At 72.6% G+C, this 17,540-nt stretch carries 17 protein-coding genes; 7 read left to right on the forward strand and 10 right to left on the reverse strand.

Going from position 1 to position 17,540, the window contains the following annotated elements:
• Window positions 1-66: 66 nt before the first annotated feature.
• Genes RIM90_RS09685 through RIM90_RS09720 form a run of 8 tightly spaced genes read right to left on the reverse strand, consistent with a single transcriptional unit; the run spans window position 67 to window position 7,382 of the window.
• Entirely contained in the window at window positions 67-2,061 is a 1,995-nt protein-coding gene (locus tag RIM90_RS09685; RefSeq protein ID WP_309060193.1) for an NADH-quinone oxidoreductase subunit L, read from the reverse strand.
• Window positions 2,058-2,465, reverse strand: coding sequence for an NADH-quinone oxidoreductase subunit NuoK (gene nuoK, locus RIM90_RS09690; protein WP_309060194.1), 408 nt, complete (start codon window positions 2,463-2,465; stop codon window positions 2,058-2,060). The genes RIM90_RS09685 and nuoK overlap by 4 nt, the downstream gene beginning before the upstream one ends.
• On the reverse strand, window positions 2,465-3,178 hold the full coding sequence (locus RIM90_RS09695) for an NADH-quinone oxidoreductase subunit J (RefSeq protein WP_309060195.1): 714 nt from the start codon (window positions 3,176-3,178) through the stop codon (window positions 2,465-2,467). Before RIM90_RS09695 ends, nuoK begins: the two co-directional genes overlap by 1 nt.
• Window positions 3,175-3,846, reverse strand: a complete 672-nt coding sequence (locus tag RIM90_RS09700) for an NADH-quinone oxidoreductase subunit I (protein ID WP_309060196.1) — start codon at window positions 3,844-3,846, stop codon at window positions 3,175-3,177. Before RIM90_RS09700 ends, RIM90_RS09695 begins: the two co-directional genes overlap by 4 nt.
• Window positions 3,846-4,814 (reverse strand): complex I subunit 1 family protein, encoded by a 969-nt coding sequence (locus tag RIM90_RS09705; RefSeq protein WP_309060197.1) that lies wholly within the window; start codon window positions 4,812-4,814, stop codon window positions 3,846-3,848. Before RIM90_RS09705 ends, RIM90_RS09700 begins: the two co-directional genes overlap by 1 nt.
• Window positions 4,811-6,280 (reverse strand): NADH-quinone oxidoreductase subunit C, encoded by a 1,470-nt coding sequence (locus RIM90_RS09710; protein WP_309060198.1) that lies wholly within the window; start codon window positions 6,278-6,280, stop codon window positions 4,811-4,813. Before RIM90_RS09710 ends, RIM90_RS09705 begins: the two co-directional genes overlap by 4 nt.
• Window positions 6,277-6,945 (reverse strand): NADH-quinone oxidoreductase subunit B family protein, encoded by a 669-nt coding sequence (locus tag RIM90_RS09715; RefSeq protein ID WP_309060199.1) that lies wholly within the window; start codon window positions 6,943-6,945, stop codon window positions 6,277-6,279. Before RIM90_RS09715 ends, RIM90_RS09710 begins: the two co-directional genes overlap by 4 nt.
• Complete coding sequence (locus RIM90_RS09720; RefSeq protein WP_375165418.1) at window positions 6,936-7,382, reverse strand: NADH-quinone oxidoreductase subunit A; 447 nt, start codon at window positions 7,380-7,382, stop codon at window positions 6,936-6,938. The genes RIM90_RS09715 and RIM90_RS09720 overlap by 10 nt, the downstream gene beginning before the upstream one ends.
• Window positions 7,383-7,601: 219 nt before the next feature.
• Here RIM90_RS09720 and RIM90_RS09725 point away from each other — a divergent pair, with 219 nt between their 5' ends.
• The 5 genes from RIM90_RS09725 to RIM90_RS09745 all read left to right on the forward strand — a co-directional run bounded on the left by RIM90_RS09725 (window position 7,602) and on the right by RIM90_RS09745 (window position 14,620).
• The gene (locus tag RIM90_RS09725; RefSeq protein WP_375165419.1) at window positions 7,602-8,912 is read left to right on the forward strand and encodes a sensor histidine kinase; all 1,311 of its coding nucleotides are present in this window, start codon (window positions 7,602-7,604) and stop codon (window positions 8,910-8,912) included.
• A gap of 104 nt (window positions 8,913-9,016) precedes the next feature.
• A complete protein-coding gene (locus RIM90_RS09730; RefSeq protein ID WP_309060201.1) occupies window positions 9,017-10,381 on the forward strand; it encodes a sensor domain-containing protein in 1,365 nt (454 codons plus the stop codon).
• 243 nt (window positions 10,382-10,624) lie between these two features.
• Entirely contained in the window at window positions 10,625-11,284 is a 660-nt protein-coding gene (locus RIM90_RS09735; RefSeq protein ID WP_309060235.1) for a response regulator transcription factor, read from the forward strand.
• Window positions 11,285-11,619: 335 nt separating this feature from the next.
• Complete coding sequence (locus RIM90_RS09740) at window positions 11,620-13,548, forward strand: 2-oxoacid:acceptor oxidoreductase subunit alpha (protein ID WP_309060202.1); 1,929 nt, start codon at window positions 11,620-11,622, stop codon at window positions 13,546-13,548.
• On the forward strand, window positions 13,541-14,620 hold the full coding sequence (locus RIM90_RS09745) for a 2-oxoacid:ferredoxin oxidoreductase subunit beta (protein ID WP_309060203.1): 1,080 nt from the start codon (window positions 13,541-13,543) through the stop codon (window positions 14,618-14,620). Before RIM90_RS09740 ends, RIM90_RS09745 begins: the two co-directional genes overlap by 8 nt.
• A 39-nt stretch (window positions 14,621-14,659) precedes the next feature.
• On the opposite strand, the gene RIM90_RS09750 is transcribed toward RIM90_RS09745, so the two are convergent.
• The gene (locus tag RIM90_RS09750; RefSeq protein WP_309060204.1) at window positions 14,660-15,040 is read right to left on the reverse strand and encodes a helix-turn-helix domain-containing protein; all 381 of its coding nucleotides are present in this window, start codon (window positions 15,038-15,040) and stop codon (window positions 14,660-14,662) included.
• Between the two features lie 91 nt (window positions 15,041-15,131).
• Here RIM90_RS09750 and RIM90_RS09755 point away from each other — a divergent pair, with 91 nt between their 5' ends.
• Window positions 15,132-15,986, forward strand: a complete 855-nt coding sequence (locus tag RIM90_RS09755) for an SDR family oxidoreductase (RefSeq protein WP_309060205.1) — start codon at window positions 15,132-15,134, stop codon at window positions 15,984-15,986.
• A gap of 234 nt (window positions 15,987-16,220) precedes the next feature.
• Window positions 16,221-17,159 carry an EamA family transporter RarD gene (gene rarD / locus RIM90_RS09760; protein ID WP_375165420.1) on the forward strand — a complete coding sequence of 313 codons (939 nt, stop codon included), beginning with the start codon at window positions 16,221-16,223 and terminating at the stop codon, window positions 17,157-17,159.
• A gap of 1 nt (window position 17,160) precedes the next feature.
• On the opposite strand, the gene RIM90_RS09765 is transcribed toward rarD, so the two are convergent.
• On the reverse strand, window positions 17,161-17,540 hold a 380-nt coding region (locus RIM90_RS09765; protein ID WP_309060207.1), incomplete at its 5' end, for a CGNR zinc finger domain-containing protein.

A 17,540-nucleotide genomic window follows, 5' to 3' on the forward strand; every position in this document is an offset into this window, starting at 1 on the left:
CGGGCCGACGACGAGGAACGCCAGAAGGAACTGCATCACGGACTCGTTGATATCGATCACGCCTGCTCACGCTCCCGTGGCGACGAGGACGGCGGCGACCGCGAGGACGACGGTGCCGGCGAGCAGCACGCTCACATAGGTCTGCAGATTGCCGGTCTGGGCCCGTCGCACGGCGGCGCCCAGCCATCGGGGCAGCGTTCCCGCTCCGCGGACGTAGGTCTCGACGACCTCGCGGTCGAGGAACCGGACGAGACGCGCTCCGGCCTGGACCGGGCGGACGAAGAGGGCCGTGTACACGGCGTCGAGGTGGAAGCCGGCGGCCGCGTGGCGGTGCAGCGGGCCGAGCAGCAGCCGCCCGGGGTCCGACGGGTCGGGCGCGTACGCGATGTCCCCGTAGGCGGGCTCGTGGCTGGCGATGGCCTCCGCCTCGACCTGCCCGGCGTCACCCTCGGGGTGGGCGGCGACGGCGCCGAGGGGGACGCGGACGGCGTGCGCGGTGGTGTGCCGCCAGGTGGCGTAGGTGACGATGCCGCCGACCAGGGCCACGCCCGTGCCGAGCACGGAGGTGGTGAGGGTCGGGGTCAGGTCGTGGCCGTCGAACCAGTCGGGCAGGGCGCGGAACGCGAATCCGCCGAGTGCCAGGGACGGGACGGCGAGCACCCACAGCACCGCGGTCATCGTCAGCGGCTGCCTGCCGTGGTCGGGGGCCTCGGTGCCGTGGCCGCGGAAGGCCAGCAGCCACAGGCGCGTCGCGTACGCCGCGGTGAGCAGGGCCGTGAGCAGGCCGGCGAGGAGGACGATCCAGCCCGCCGCGGCGGGGGTGTGCTCGGTGTGGCCGGTGACGACGTGCTCGGCGACCCCGAGGACGGCCTCCTTGGAGAAGAAGCCGCTGAACGGCGGGATCGCGGCGAGCGCGAGGAGCGCCACGGTCATCGTCCAGTAGGCGTCGGGGACGCGGTCGCGCAGGTGGCCCATGCGGGACATGGCGGCCAGCGAGTTGGTGCCGGCGGCGTGGATGATCGCGCCGGCCGCGAGGAACAGCAGCGCCTTGAAGGCACCGTGGGACAGGAGGTGGAAGACGGCGGCCCCGCGGTCGGCGACGGCGAGGGCGCCCGTCATGTAGCCGAGCTGGCCGATCGTCGAGTAGGCGAGGACGCGCTTGATGTCGTCCTGGGCGAGAGCGGCGAGCGCGGAGCCGGCCATGGTCGCGGCGGCCATGACGGCGAGGACGACCATCGCGGCCTGTGAGGCCTCGAACAGCGGGAGGAGACGCGCGATGAAGTAGACACCGGCGGCGACCATGGTCGCGGCGTGGATCAGCGCGGAGACGGGGGTCGGGCCCGCCATCGCGTCGGGGAGCCAGGTGTGCAGCGGGAACTGCGCCGACTTGCCGGCCACGCCCGCCAGGAGCAGCAGGGCGATCGGCGTGGGGTGTTCGATGCCGCCGTTCGCGACGGCGCCGAGGATCCGGGTGATGCGGAAGGACCCGGCTTCGGTGGCCAGGGCGAACAGGCCGATGAGGAAGGGGACGTCACCGAGCTTGGTGACGAGGAAGGCCTTGAGCGAGGCGGCGCGGGCCTCGGGGGTCTCCCAGTAGTGGCCGACGAGGAAGTAGGAGCAGATGCCCATGACTTCCCAGCCGACCAGCAGGACCATCAGGTCGCCGGAGTAGACGACCAGGAGCATCGCGGAGGTGAACAGGGAGACGAGGGCGGCGTAGGAGGGATAGCGCGGGTCGTCGCGCAGGTAGCCCGTCGAGTAGATCTGCACGCAGCCGGCGACGACGGTGACCAGGACGGCGGTGAGGGCGGCGAAGCCGTCGATGTGCAGGGCGAGTTCGATGGGGACCGAGCCGGTGGGGGTGAGCTCGGTGGCGGCGTCGACGGCCCGGTCGCCGCCCTGGCGTGCGGCGACCACGGCGGCCAGCACGAGGGAGGCGAGCGTCGGCAGGACGGCGAGCGGGCGGACGAAGCCGGGGGCCGTGCGGCCCAGGAGCAGCCCGGCGACGGCGCCGAGGAACGGGAGGAGGGGGACGAGGACGGCGAGGGTGGTGGTGGTCACGCGGTGGCCTCGGCCTTCTCGGCGGCCGCCTGGGTCGCGGAGGCGTCGCTGTCGGATACGTCGGTGTCGGGGCCGTCGGGTTCGTGGCCCTCGGCGGTGTCGCGGAGCTTGTCGATGTCCGAGGTGCCGCGGTTGCGGTACACGGCGAGGACGATCGCCAGGCCGATGCCGATCTCGGCGGCGGCGATGGCGATGGTGAACAGGGTCAGGGCCTGGCCGGAGTGCAGCGTCTCCTCGGCGGCCCGGCTGAGCCAGACGTCGAAGGCGACCAGGTTCAGGTTGACGGCGTTGAGCATCAGCTCGACCGACATCAGGACCAGGATCGCGTTGCGGCGGGCGAGGACGCCGTACAGCCCGGTGCAGAACAGGAGGACGGACAGCACGGCGGGATAGGCGAGGTGCATCAGCGGGTCCCTTCCGTGTCGCGCCCGGCGTCCGTCGTTCCGGACGCGCCCGGGCCGGAGGTCCGGCCGCCGGCCGGCGGAGCAGCGGTCGGCGGGGGCGCGGCCGGCGGGGTGGCCGTCCCTCCCCCGGCCGCGGCGGCCTTCGCCTTGCGGGACAGGACGATCGCGCCGACGAGGGCGGCGAGGAGGAGGACGGAGAGGGCCTCGAAGGGGAGGACCCAGTGCTGGAAGAGGCTCGCGCCGGTCACGTCGGTGGAGCCGGCGGGCGCGCCGTCCAGGTCGATCCAGGTGGTGCGGAAGGCGTCGACGACGACCCAGACCAGGGCGGCCGCGGCGGCGACCGCCACGGCGAGGGCGACCCAGCGGTTGCCGGAGTCGGCGTCCGGGGAGCGGCCGATGGGGGCCCTGGTGAGCATCAGGCCGAACAGGAGGAGCACGACGACGGAACCGACGTAGATGAGGACCTGCACCCAGGCGATGAACTCGGCGGTGAGCAGGAGGTATTCGACGGCGAGACCACCGAGGGCCACCACCAGCCACAGGGCGGCGTGCACCAGCTGCCTCGTGGTGACGGTGACGACGGCGGCGCCGAAGGTGACCAGGCCGACGAGGAGGAAGGCGATCTCCACGCCGGTCGGGGAGAGGAAGCCGGGGGACTCGGCCGCCAGGTTCATGGTGCCGACGAGGCTGCCGGCGGTCGCTGCGGGGGTCATTCCCGGCCCTCCTGCCGCGGCTGGTCCGTCTGTTGCTTCGAATCGCCCGCCGGGCGTGTGGGGGACTCGGCGGCGCGGGCCTGCTCGTCGGCGTGCGACTCGGTGCCGGCCGGGGGCGTCGGGGGCGGAGCCGCCTCCGCGGCCTGGGCGGCGGCCAGCTTCTCGGCGGTCTTGCGGGCGGCGGCGACCTCCTTCGGCTCCTCGGCACCGGGGTCGAGGGCGGGCGGGGCCGGGACCGTCCACATCCACTCGCGCAGCTTGTCGCGCTCGTGGGTGAGGTCACGGATGTCGGTCTCGGCGTACTCGAACTCGGGGGACCAGAACAGGGCGTCGAAAGGACACACCTCGATGCAGATACCGCAGTACATGCACAGGGAGAAGTCGATGGCGAAGCGGTCGAGGACGTTGCGGCTGCGCTCGCGGCCGCCGGGGGTCGCCGCCGGGACCGTCTCCTTGTGGGAGTCGATGTAGATGCACCAGTCCGGGCACTCGCGGGCGCACAGCATGCAGACCGTGCAGTTCTCCTCGAACAGGCCGATCACCCCGCGGGTGCGGGGCGGCAGGTCGGGCTGGGTGTCCGGGTACTGGTCGGTGACGGACTTCTTCGTCATCGTCCGCAGGGTGACGGCCAGGCCCTTGGCCAGGCCGGAGCCGGGGATCGGGGCCATTACAGGAACACCACCTTGACGATGCCGGTGAGGGCGATCTGGGCGAGGGAGAGGGGGACGAGGAGGGTCCAGGAGAGCTTCTGCAGCTGGTCCTCGCGCAGACGCGGGTAGGTGACGCGGAGCCAGATGACGACGAAGGCGAGGACCGCGGTCTTCAGCAGGGTCCAGACCCAGCCGAGTCCGTCGGCGCCCCAGGGGCCGTGCCAGCCGCCCAGGAAGAGGACGGTGGTCAGGCCGCACAGGACGACGATTCCGGCGTACTCGGCGAGGAGGAAGAGGGCGAAGCGCAGACCGGTGTACTCGGTGTACGCACCGAAGATGATCTCCGAGTCGGCGACGGGCATGTCGAACGGCGGGCGCTGGAGTTCGGCGAGGCCGGCGACGAAGAAGACGAGCGCGCCGGTGATCTGCCAGGGCAGCCACCACCACTCGAAGGCGTCGAGGATGCCGACGAGCGAGACGGTGCCGGCCGCCATCGCCACCGAGGCGGCGGTGAGCAGCATCGGCAGTTCGTAGGCGAGGAGCTGCGCGGCGGTGCGCAGGCCGCCGAGGAGGGAGAACTTGTTGGCGGAGGCCCAGCCGGCCATGAGCGAGCCGAGGACGCCCACGCCCATGACGGCGAGCACGAAGAACACGCCCGCGTCCAGCACCTGGCCGACCGCGCCCTCGCCCGGGCCGATCGGAATGGCGAGCAGGACGAGGAGGTACGGCAGGAGGGCGACGGCCGGGGCGAGCTGGAAGATACGGCGGTCCGCGCCCGCCGGGACCACGTCCTCCTTCTGCGCGAACTTCACTCCGTCGGCGATGAGCTGGGCCCAGCCGTGGAAGCCACCGGCGTACATGGGACCGAGGCGGCCCTGCATGTGGGCCATCACCTTGTGCTCGGTCTGACCCACGAGCAGGGGGAAGGTGAGGAAGACGACGAAGACGACCAGGAGTCGCAGGGCGACGTCGAGCACGTCGTTCACCGCGGGCCTCCTGAGGGGTCGTCGGGGGTGGGGGCGTCGGGGTCGCCGGGGGCGGCGGGGGCGCTCGAGCTGTCGGGGGTCTCACGCTCCTTCGGGGCCGGCTCCGGCTCGGGGGCCGGGGTCCCGGAGCCGCCCGTGGTCCCCGAGGCGGTGCTCGGGGGCACGTCCGGGGCCGTGGCCTCCCGATCGGTTCCGGAGGCCGGCGCACGCCCGGCCCCGGGTGCCGTTCCCCGTTCGGCCTCGGGGGACGTCCCGGGCGCGGACTCGGATTCGGGGGCCGGTTCGGGGACGGCCTCCCGGGCCGGTTCGGGCTCAGGCCCGCGGGCCGGTTCGGGCGCGGCCTCGGTGCCGTCTTCGGCTTCGGGTCGGTCGAAGGCGGGGCGGGCGTGGTGCCAGGGGGCGTCCGGGCTGCGCGGCGCGACGGGGGGCTTCCGTTCCGGCCGGCCCTCGGCGTGCTCGGGAGCGGTGGTGCCGTCCGCCGCTTCGGCTCCGCCCGAGGGCACCGTCCGGTCCGACGCGGCACGCTGGCTCGCGGACCCCTCGGACGCGCTGCGCGCCCGGCGGGGACCACCGGCGGCACGAGCCCCGGCGCGCTGGGACGCCGACCCCTCGCTCGCGCTCCGGGCACGTCGTGCGGGGGGTGCGGTGGGCGCGGACGGAGGGGTCGGCCCCGTGGAGGAACCGGTGTCCGTGGCCGGCGCCTCGGAGCGCGCCTCCGCAGCCCGGCCCGCCGCGCCCCCGGCGGCCTGGCTCGCCGAGCCCTCCGCCGCCGTGCGGGTGCGGCGTACGGGGCGGTCGCCCGCCGCGCGGGCCGCCGCGGGGCGTTCTCCGGCCGCTCGCCCCGCACCTGCGGCCGCCCTGCCGGCGCCTCGGGCCGGACGGGCCGGGGCAGGCGGGAGCTGGCCCTTCAGCGGGCCCCATTCGTTGGGATCGGGGACACCGGGAGGCAGCATCTGGCGGCGCTTGGGACCACCGTGCTCGGGCTCCCCGGGCTCCTTGGCTCCGGGCCAGGCCTTGGCGACACGGGCCGCGAGGACGAAGTCCTTGCGCAGGGGGTGACCCTCGAAGCCGTCCGGCAGGAGGAGGTGCTCCAGGGCGGGGTGACCCGTGAAGTCGATGCCGAACATCTCGTACGTCTCGCGTTCGTGCCAGGCGGCGCCCGCGTAGACGCCCACGGCGGAGGGCAGCGTCGGCGCCTCGTGCGGGACCGTGGTGCGCAGCAGCAGGCGTCGCACCGGCGACAGGGCCGCGACGTGCGCCGTGACGCGGAATCCCGTGCCCGGTTCGTCGACCGCGCTCAGCCAGTCGAAGAACGTGCAGCCGATGCGGTCGCGCGCGGTCTCCAGGGCGGAGATCCAGGAGGCGGGGGGTACGTCGACGGTCAGGACGCCGTACGACTCCTCCGCCGTGGCGTCCGCGCCGAACAGCTCCTCGGCGTCGGCGGGGAGCCAGCCGACCGCGGTCATCGCCCCTCCCCCGCGTCCGACGCCCCGCCACCGGACCCACCGGGCGCCGGCGGTTCGACCAACCCGCTCTGCAGCGCCGCCGCCGACGGACGTCCCGCGCCGGGATCGCCCCCGGGGCCGGTTCCGTACCGCTCCCCCAGCGACTCCCGCGCGATCTTCTCCTGGAGTTTGAGAACCCCCTGGAGCAGTGCCTCGGGCCGGGGCGGACAGCCCGGGACGTAGACGTCGACCGGGATGATCTGGTCCACGCCCTTGGTGACGGAGTAGGAGTCCCAGTACGGGCCGCCGCAGTTGCTGCACGCGCCGAAGGAGATGACGTACTTCGGCTCGGGCATCTGCTCGTACAGGCGCTTCACCGCGGGCGCCATCTTGTCCGTGACCGTTCCGGAGACGACCATCAGGTCGGCCTGGCGCGGTCCCGGCGCGAAGGGGATGACGCCGAGACGGATGAAGTCGTGGCGGGCCATCGACGCGGCGATGAACTCGATCGCACAGCAGGCGAGGCCGAAGTTGAAGACCCACAGCGAGTAGCGGCGGCCCCAGTTGAGGACCACCTTCATCGGCTCGGGCGCCAGGCGGGCGAGCGCACCGAGCCTCTTCGGCTCCGGCAGCAGGACCGGCTCGGAGCCCGACGGGGCGGAGGAGGTCGAGGGGTTCACGTCCATGTCAGGACGCCCTTCTTGTATGCGTACAGCAGGCCCACGGCGAGGAAGCCGAGGAAGATGAACATCTCCACGAGGGTGGTCGCGCCGTAGCCGTCGGCGGCGAAGACGGTCGCCCAGGGGAAGAGGAAGATCGAGTCGACGGCGAAGATCACGTAGAGGAAGGCGTAGACGTAGTAGCGGACCTGGGTGTGGGCCCAGCCCTCACCGACGGGGTCGACCCCGCACTCGTACGTCAGGAGCTTCTCGGGAGTGGGGACGACGGGGCGCAGCAGGCGTCCGGCCCCGAAGGCGACCGCGACGAACAGCATGCCGACGACGGCCAGCAGTCCGACGACCGAGTAGGACTGGAAGTAGTCCACCGCGACGTCCGCCGCGGTGACGACGGTTGTATCGAGTGTATCGACGACGGTTGTCTCGACGACGGTCGGTTCCCGCACGTCCGCCCCTCACTCCCTGGCTGGTGTCCCTGGTCCGTGCCCTGACCCGTGCCTGTGAACGTCGCGGTTCGACGATCTGTACGCACGGGAGTCTAGGCCCTGATAAAGGCACGGTAAGCAGCCCGTCGCCCCTCGGCATGCGGGGGTGGGGTTTTCCTCAGTGCATCGTGGCGGTGCACCTCATGGCGCAGGCCCCGGCTCCAGGGCACGCTGATGCACATGACCGAACGACACCCACCCCCGGGCACGCCGGTGACGGCGGCCCCGGACACGGCCGGGCACGGCGATCGCCCGCCCTCGCCCCGTTTCGCGTACGACGCGCACACCTGGAAGGAGATCGCCCACCTCCTGGCGAACCTGCCGGTGGCACTGGTCGGTTTCACCTACGTGGCGACCATGCTGTTCACGGGTGTCGGACTGACCGTCACGGTGATCGGGTTCCCGGTGCTCGCGGCCGGGCTGATGGGCGCGCGGCTGCTGGGCAGGATGGAGCGGGCGCGGGCGAGGAAGCTGCTCGGGGTGCGGGTGGAGGAGCCGAGCCGGCTGCCGTGGCGCGGTGCCCGGGGGTTCTGGCCGCAGTGGTGGATGGCGGTGAAGGACCCGGTGGGCTGGCGCACGGTGCTGTACGAGGTCATACGCCTGCCCTGGGGCGTCCTCACCTTCGCCGTCACGCTGGCCGGCCTGTTCGTGCTGTGGCCGGTGCTGCCGTTCATCGCGCGGGGCCTGGCCAACGTGGACCGGGTGATGGTGCGCGGTCTGCTGTCGCCCTCCGACGAGCTGGAGCGGCGCATCGCCGAGCTGGAGTCCGACCGGGGCGTGGTGGTCGACACGGCGGCGGCGGACCTGCGGCGCATCGAGCGCGATCTGCACGACGGGGCGCAGGCCCGGCTGGTGAACCTCGCCATGGGGCTGGGGCTGGCCAAGGAGAAGCTGCTGGAGGATCCCGACTCGGCGGCGGCGATGGTCGAGGAGGCGCACGGCGAGGTGAAGCTGGCCCTGCAGGAGCTGCGGGACCTGGCGCGCGGCATCCATCCGGCGGTGCTGACCGACCGGGGGCTGGACGCGGCCCTGTCCTCGGTCGCCTCGCGGTGCACGGTCCCGGTGAAGGTGACGGTCGACCTCGCCGAACGGCCGGCCGCCGCCATCGAGGGCATCGCCTACTTCACCGTCTCGGAGTTGCTGCAGAACGTCAGCAAGCACAGCGGGGCGCGGTCGGCGGCGGTCGATGTGTGGCGGTCGGAGGGCCGGCTGCTCGTCCAGGTGCGGGACGACGGGCGCGGGGGCGCGCGCCTGGACGGCGGTACGGGTATGCGGGGCCTCGCCGACCGGCTGGGCGCGGTGGACGGTCTGTTCGTCGTGGAGTCGCCCGAGGGCGGTCCGACGACGGTCACGGCGGAGCTGCCGTGGCGGGACCGCTCCGGCGTTCTCGCCGAGGACGCGCGGACGGCCGGGCGGAAGACCGGGGGGACCGAGGGAGCGGCCAAGGGCGCGGTCGCGGGAACGGCCGCCCGCGGCCGGAGGTGGGGATAACCCCCGGTCCAAGACTGCGACGGACTCCATGGTCCGCCGACCTGCGGCGCAGCAGGCTGGAGGTACGACAGCACAGCCGCCGGACGAGGAGAAGGACGACGCCGATGGCCACGCACTACGGACAGGGCTACGGGATCGACACGAAGCCCGGGCATCCCGGGAGCCCTGGGGAGCAGCGGCACCGGTTGCCGGCCGCGCTGCGGGCGCCGGTCGAGGGGCGCACCTGGCGGGAGCTGGGGTATGTGCTGCTGAGCCTGCCGATCAGCGTTCTGCTGTTCACGTACGCGATCACGATGGTGTCGCTGGGGGCGGGCCTGCTGGTGACGTTCCTCGGCGTCCCGGTGCTGGCGGCGGCGCTCGCCGGCTGCCGGGGGTTCGGCGCGCTGGAGCGGGCGCGGGCGCGGGGGCTGCTGGGCCTGGAGGTGGCCGATCCGGAGCCGCTGCGGACGAAGCGGCAGGGGTTCATGGCGTGGATCGGCGCCGTGCTCAAGAGCGGCGCCTCGTGGCGGTCCCTGCTGTACGCGGTGCTGCTGCTGCCGTGGGCGGTGTTCTCCTTCACCGTCGTGGTGACCTTCTGGTCGATCGGCTGGTCGCTGCTGACGTATCCGCTGTGGTTCTGGCTCTTCCCGATGTACGGCGGTCAGGGGGGGATGCAGCTGTACGGCGACGAGCAGCACCGGATCTACCTGGACAACCCGTTCGAGATCACGGTGACGGCGTTGGTGGGCCTGCTGTTCACCATCGCCACGCCGTGGATCGTCCGGGCGCTGACGACGGTGGACCGGGTGATGGTGCACGGGCTGCTCGGGCCGTCCCGGCTGGCCACGCGGGTGGTGGAGCTGGAGTCGGACCGGGGGGTCGTGGTGGACACGGCCGCCGCCGATCTGCGGCGCATCGAGCGCGATCTGCACGACGGGGCGCAGGCCCGGCTGGTGAACCTCGCCATGGGGCTGGGGCTGGCCAAGGAGAAGCTGCGGGAGGACCCGCAGGTCGCGGCGCAGATGGTGGACGAGGCGCACGGCGAGGTGAAGACGGCGCTGCAGGAGCTGCGGGACCTGGCGCGCGGCATCCATCCGGCGGTGCTGACCGACCGGGGGCTGGACGCGGCCCTGTCCTCGGTCGCCTCGCGGTGCACGGTCCCGGTGCAGGTGGAGGTCGATCTGACGGAGCGGCCCGCGCCGGCCATCGAGGGCATCGCCTACTTCACGGTCTCCGAGCTGCTGCAGAACATCAGCAAGCACGCGCGGGCGACGTGGGCGGCCGTGGAGGTGTGGCGGACGGAGAACCGGCTGATGCTGCAGGTCGTGGACAACGGCGTGGGCGGCGCCGATCCGTCCCTGGGTTCCGGGCTGGCCGGTTTGGCGGAGCGGCTGGACGCGGTGGACGGGATCCTGGTGGTGGACTCCCCCGCCGGCGGCCCGACCCGGGTGACGGCGGAGCTGCCGTGGCGGGCGGAGCGGACGCGGTGAGCGCGGACTGAGACCGGCGGCCGGCGTGGCGGCGGGTGCGGGCGGTGGGCTCGCACCCGCCCTCCTGTGCGCCGGTCGTGCGCGGTGGACGTGGACCGGCCGGCACGCTGCGATGACGCCCCCGGTCGCGGTGCCCCGCAACGTTCCTCGCCGGATGCTGGAATGCTGTACCCGAGGGCCGGGCCCGCCACGGGGGCGGGAGCGGCACGGGGCTGTGGGGGGCCGAGAATCGTGGAGGACAGGGTGCGGGTGGTCATCGCCGAGGATTCGGTGCTGCTGCGGGAGGGCCTGACCCGGCTGCTGACCGACCGGGGGCACGAGGTCGTGGCCGGTGTCGGCGACGGTGACGCGCTGATCAAGACCATCGCCGAGCTGGACGGGCAGGGCCTGCTCCCGGACGTGGTGGTGGCCGACGTGCGGATGCCGCCGACGCACACCGACGAGGGCGTGCGGGCCGCGGTGCAGCTGCGCAGGGACCATCCGGGCGTCGGGGTGCTGGTGCTGTCGCAGTACGTGGAGGAGCGCTACGCCACGGAGCTGCTCGCCGGTTCCAGCCGCGGCGTCGGCTATCTGCTCAAGGACCGGGTGGCCGAAGTACGTGAGTTCGTGGACGCGGTGGTGCGCGTGGCCCGGGGCGGCACGGCCCTGGACCCGGAGGTGGTCGCACAGCTGCTGGGGCGCAGCCGCAAGCAGGACGTGCTCGCGGGACTCACCCCGCGCGAGCGGGAGGTCCTGGGGCTGATGGCCGAGGGGCGGACGAACTCGGCGATCGCCAGGCAGCTGGTGGTGAGCGACGGTGCCGTCGAGAAGCACGTCAGCAACATCTTCCTGAAGCTGGGGCTGTCCCCGAGCGACGGCGATCACCGGCGGGTGCTGGCCGTGCTCACGTATCTCAACTCCTGACACCTCTCCGCTCCTGCCCCGGGACCGCTCGCGGCGGGTGCGTTCCCCCGCCGCTCCGTACGGATGACCCGGCCGGATGTCCCGGTGCCCGGCGCCGCGGCACCGGAGCGGCCCCGGCGAGCGCCTTCCAGGGATCTCCCGGGACAAGGACCGAGGAGCTGCCACCAGGGCGTTCAAAGGAAAAGACGGGACATGTCCGGGCGCCGAGCCGTCTCGACCTCGTGTCCAATATGCGAATCACCCAAGGAAGGCGACCCTTACGGACGTAGGGTTGATCCAGGGAAGGTCTGCGGGAAGGCCGTCCCGGACAGCCGCCTCGAGGGAGGTCCAGTTCAGTGACCAGCCAGGTCAGCAGCCCAGCGGAGCAGGCCGACGGAGCAGTCGTAGGAGAGCAGCGCGAAGCGGCGGGAGCGAAGGACGTCCGCCGTCTGGACCGGGTGATCATCAGGTTCGCGGGGGACTCGGGTGACGGTATGCAGCTCACCGGTGACCGCTTCACCTCGGAGACCGCGTCCTTCGGCAACGACCTCTCCACGCTGCCGAACTTCCCGGCCGAGATCCGCGCGCCCGCCGGCACCCTGCCCGGCGTCTCGTCCTTCCAGCTGCACTTCGCCGACCACGACATCCTCACCCCCGGTGACGCGCCGAACGTGCTGGTGGCGATGAACCCGGCCGCGCTGAAGGCGAACATCGCCGACATGCCGCGCGGCGCGGAGATCATCGTCAACACGGACGAGTTCACCAAGCGGGCGCTGCAGAAGGTCGGGTACGACAGCAGCCCGCTGGAGGACGGCTCGCTGGACGGCTACCACCTGCACCCGGTGCCGCTGACGACGCTGACGGTCGAGGCGCTGAAGGAGTTCGACCTCACGCGCAAGGAGGCCGAGCGCAGCAAGAACATGTTCGCGCTGGGCCTGCTGTCGTGGATGTACCACCGCCCGACCGAGGGCACCGAGAAGTTCCTGACCTCGAAGTTCGCCAAGAAGCCGGACATCGCGGCGGCCAACATCGCCGCGTTCCGCGCGGGCTGGAACTTCGGCGAGACGACGGAGGACTTCGCCGTCTCCTACGAGGTGGCCCCGGCGGTGAAGGCGTTCCCGCCCGGCACCTACCGCAACATCTCCGGCAACCTGGCCCTGGCCTACGGCCTGATCGCCGCCTCCCGCCAGGCCGACCTGCCGCTGTTCCTGGGGTCGTACCCGATCACCCCGGCCTCGGACATCCTGCACGAGCTGAGCCGGCACAAGAACTTCGGCGTGCGGACCTTCCAGGCCGAGGACGAGATCGCCGGCATCGGGGCGGCACTCGGCGCGGCCTTCGGCGGCTCCCTCGCCGTCACCACCACCTCCGGCCCCGGTGTGGCCCTCAAGAGCGAGACGATCGGTCTGGCCGTCTCCCTGGAGCTGCCGCTGCTGATCGTGGACATCCAGCGCGGCGGCCCCTCCACCGGTCTGCCGACCAAGACCGAGCAGGCGGACCTGCTGCAGGCGATGTACGGGCGCAACGGCGAGGCGCCGGTCCCGGTCGTCGCCCCGCGCACCCCGGCCGACTGCTTCGACGCGGCCCTGGAGGCGGCGCGGATCGCGCTGACCTACCGCACCCCGGTCTTCCTGCTCTCCGACGGCTACCTCGCCAACGGCAGCGAGCCGTGGCGCATCCCGGACCCGGAGGAGCTGCCCGACCTGCGCGTGCAGTTCACGCAGGGCCCCAACCACACCCTGGACGACGGCACCGAGGTGTTCTGGCCGTACAAGCGTGACCCGCAGACGCTGGCGCGTCCGTGGGCGATCCCGGGCACGCCGGGTCTGGAGCACCGCATCGGCGGCATCGAGAAGCAGGACGGCACCGGCAACATCTCCTACGACCCGGCCAACCACGACTTCATGGTCCGCATCCGCCAGGCGAAGGTCGACGGCATCGACGTGCCGGACGTGGAGGTCGACGACCCGCACGGCGCGAAGACGCTGGTGCTGGGCTGGGGATCGACGTACGGGCCGATCACGGCGGCCGTGCGGCGGCTGCGCGCGGCCGGGGAGTCGGTGGCGCAGGCGCACCTGCGGCACCTCAACCCCTTCCCGGGCAACCTCGGTGAGGTCGTCCGGCAGTACGACAAGGTGGTGGTCCCCGAGATGAACCTCGGTCAGCTCGCCACCCTCGTCCGGGCGAAGTACCTGGTCGACGCCACGTCGTACAACCAGGTCAACGGCATGCCGTTCAAGGCGGAACAGCTCGCAACGGCGCTGAAGGAGGCCATCGATGGCTGAGACGACCACGGAAGGAACGGGCACGACCGAGGCGCTTTCCCTCGTCCCCAAGGCCGAGGGCAGGCAGTCCATGAAGGACTTCAAGTCCGACCAGGAAGTGCGCTGGTGCCCCGGCTGCGGCGACTACGCCATCCTCGCCGCCGTCCAGGGCTTCATGCCCGAACTCGGCCTGGCGAAGGAGAACATCGTCTTCGTCTCCGGCATCGGCTGCTCCTCCCGCTTCCCGTACTACATGAACACCTACGGGATGCACTCCATCCACGGCCGCGCCCCCGCCATCGCCACCGGCCTCGCGGCCTCCCGCCGCGACCTGAGCGTGTGGGTCGTCACCGGCGACGGCGACGCGCTGTCCATCGGCGGCAACCACCTCATCCACGCCCTGCGCCGCAACGTCAACCTCAAGATCCTGCTGTTCAACAACCGGATCTACGGTCTGACCAAGGGCCAGTACAGCCCGACCTCCGAAGTCGGCAAGATCACCAAGTCGACCCCGATGGGCTCGCTGGACGCGCCCTTCAACCCGGTGTCGCTGGCGATCGGCGCGGAGGCGTCCTTCGTGGCCCGCACGGTCGACTCCGACCGCAAGCACCTCACCGAGGTGCTGCGCCAGGCCTCCGCCCACCCGGGCACGGCCCTGGTCGAGATCTACCAGAACTGCAACATCTTCAACGACGGCGCCTTCGAGGTCCTCAAGGACCGGCAGCAGGCCGAGGAGGCCGTGATCCGCCTGGAGCACGGCGAACCGATCCGCTTCGGCCACGACAAGTCCAAGGGCGTCGTACGGGACCGGGCCACCGGCGATCTGAAGGTGGTCACGGTGACGCCGGAGAACGAGGCCGAGGTCCTGGTCCACGACGCCCGCTCGGCGTCCCCGACCACCGCCTTCGCACTGTCCCGCCTCGCGGACCCGGACACCCTGCACCACACCCCCATCGGCGTGTTCCGCTCCGTCGACCGGCCGGTCTACGACACCCAGATGGCCGACCAGCTCGACACCGCCGTCGAGCAGCACGGCAAGGGCGACCTCGCCGCGCTCCTCGCCGGCGGCGACACCTGGACGGTGGTCGGCTGAGTCCGGCGCACACCGACCGTCCCACCGGGCCCGGGCGCGCTACCGCGCCCGGGCCTCGTCGTACGCCTGCCGGGCCGCGGTCACGTCGTCCATGCGCCGCTCGGTCCACAGCGCCAGGTCGCGCACCTGCCCGGCCGCCTCACGGCCCAGCCCGGTGAGGGAGTAGTCGACGCGGGGCGGGATGACCGGCTTGGCGTCACGGTGGACCAGGCCGTCGCGCTCCAGGGTCTGGAGGGTCTGGGTGAGCATCTTCTCGCTGACCCCGCCGATCGCCCGGCGCAGCTCGCTGAAGCGGTACGGCCGCTCGAGGAGCCGGATCAGCACCAGCACGCCCCAGCGGCTGGTCACGTGCTCCAGGACCAGCCGGTGCGGGCACATCGCCTCGCCGTCGCTCCTCCGGCCACGTTCACTTACCGTCATGCCAGTACCTTACTTCAAAGTGGGTACTTTCTTTTGGTTAGCGCCAGCTCTAGGGTTAGTGCATACGCACCCCCACAAGGAGTCCTGGATCATGAGCATCGTCGTCACCGGAGCCACCGGAAAGCTCGGCCGTCACGTCGTGGAGCAGTTGCTGGAGAAGGTCCCGGCCGGGCAGGTCACCGCCGTGGTCCGCAGCGCGGAGAAGGCGGCCGGCCTCGCGGCGCGCGGCGTGCGGATCGCGGTCGCCGACTACAACGCCCCCGAGAGCCTCGACGGCGCGTTCGCGGCCGGTGACAAGGTGCTGCTGATCTCCGGCAACGAGGTCGGCGGGGACCGGGTCCGGCAGCACAGGGCCGTCATCGACGCCGCGAAGGCCGCCGGTGTCGCCCTGCTCGCCTACACCAGCGCCCCCGGCGGCCTGAGCGCCGCCCTCGCCGACGACCACCGCGGCACCGAGGAGGTGCTGCTGGGCTCGGGCGTGCCGTACACGCTGCTGCGCAACGGCTGGTACCACGAGAACTACACCGAGAACCTCGCCCCGGTGCTGGAGCACCGCGCGGTCGTCGCCGCCGCCGGTGAGGGCCGGGTCTCCTCCGCCTCGCGCGCCGACTACGCGGCCGCCGCCGTCGCCGTCCTGACCGGCGAGGGGCACGAGAACACGACGTACGAACTGGGCGGCGACGAGGCGTGGAGCTTCGCCGAGTACGCGGCCGAGCTGAGCCGGCAGACCGGCGAGGAGATCACCTACAACCCGGTCACGGCCGAGGCGCTCACCGGCATCCTGACCGGCGCCGGTCTGCCCGAGCCGCTGGCCGCCGTCCTCGCGGGCGTGGACGTCTCCATCGAGAAGGGCGAGCTGGTCGTCGACAGCGGCGATCTGTCCCGTCTGATCGGGCGTCCCACCACCCCGCTCGCCGAGGCCGTCGCCGCCGCGCTCAAGGGCTGACCCCGGCCGATCGCCACCGGGCCCCGCCCCCGACCCCCGCCCGTCATGACCGTATGCCGGTACGGACATGACAGGCGGGGGTGTCCGGCGTTACCGTCGTCCGGCGAGCATCGCGCACGTGCGCGAGGGCCGCGCGAGACAGGGCACGCGTCAGGCACGAAGGAGGGGCCCGTGACCGGGAAGTCGGCCGCCGAGCGGCGCATAGGACTGCTGAACGGTTTCGCGGCATACGGAATGTGGGGGCTGGTGCCCCTGTTCTGGCCCCTGCTCAAACCCGCGGGCGCCCTGGAGATCCTCGCCCACCGGATGGTCTGGTCGCTGTTCTTCGTGGGCGCCGCCCTGCTGGTCATACGCCGCTGGGCCTGGCTCGGCGAGCTGCTCCGGCAGCCGCGCAGGCTGGCGCTGATCGCGGTCGCCGCGGCGGTCATCACCGTCAACTGGGGCGTCTACATCTGGTCGGTGAACTCCGGGCACGTCGTCGAGGCCTCCCTCGGCTACTTCATCAACCCGCTGGTCACCATCGCGATGGGCGTGCTGCTGCTGAAGGAACGGCTGCGGCCCGTCCAGTGGGCCGCGGTCGGGGTCGGCGCCTCGGCCGTGCTCGTGCTCACCCTCGGCTACGGCCGACCGCCGTGGATCTCGCTCTGCCTCGCCTTCTCCTTCGCCACCTACGGGCTGGTGAAGAAGAAGGTCAACCTCGGCGGCGTCGAGTCGCTGGCCGCCGAGACCGCCATCCAGTTCCTGCCCGCGCTCGGCTACCTGCTGTGGCTGAGCGCGCGGGGCGACTCCACCTTCGCCACCGAGGGCGCCGGGCACGCGGCCCTGCTCGCCGCGACCGGCATCGTCACCGCGCTCCCCCTGGTCTGCTTCGGCGCCGCCGCGATCCGCGTGCCCCTGTCCACCCTGGGGCTGCTCCAGTACCTGGCCCCGGTCTTCCAGTTCCTGCTGGGCATCCTCTACTTCAAGGAGGCCATGCCGCCCGAGCGCTGGGCCGGGTTCGCGCTGGTCTGGCTGGCGCTCACGCTGCTCACCTGGGACGCGCTGCGCACCGCCCGCCGGGCCGCCCGGGCGCTCGCCGACGGGGCGGGCCGGTCCAAGGCCGTCATGAGGCGGGAGGCGGACGCGAAGAAGACGGAACCCGCGGGGCAGGAGGCGGAGCCCGCGGGGCGCTGACTCAAGCGCCGCCCGGCGCCCGGCGCGCCCGGTGCGCCCGCACCTTCGCCAGGTTCCCGCAGTGCTCCATCGCGCACCAGCGGCGGCGGCCCGGGCGCGAGGTGTCGACGAAGAGCAGGCGGCAGTCGTGGGCACCGCACTCGCGGATGCGGTGGGCGTACGGGCCGGTGAACAGGTCGATCGCGTCGCGGGCGACGGTCGACAGCAGCTGGGTGCCCGTGGCGCCGGGGGCCCAGGCCCGGGTGCCGTCCGGTTCGATGCGGGAGACCAGCGGGGGCTCGGCGGCGGCGGCGTTGACGACGTCCAGGTGCTCCGGCCGGGGCGGACGGCCGTGGGCATGGTCGGCGGTGAACAGGAACAGGGCGTTCCGCAGGGTGCGCG

The organism is Streptomyces sp. (assembly GCF_031181555.1).
GTDB lineage: Bacteria > Actinomycetota > Actinomycetes > Streptomycetales > Streptomycetaceae > Streptomyces > Streptomyces fimbriatus.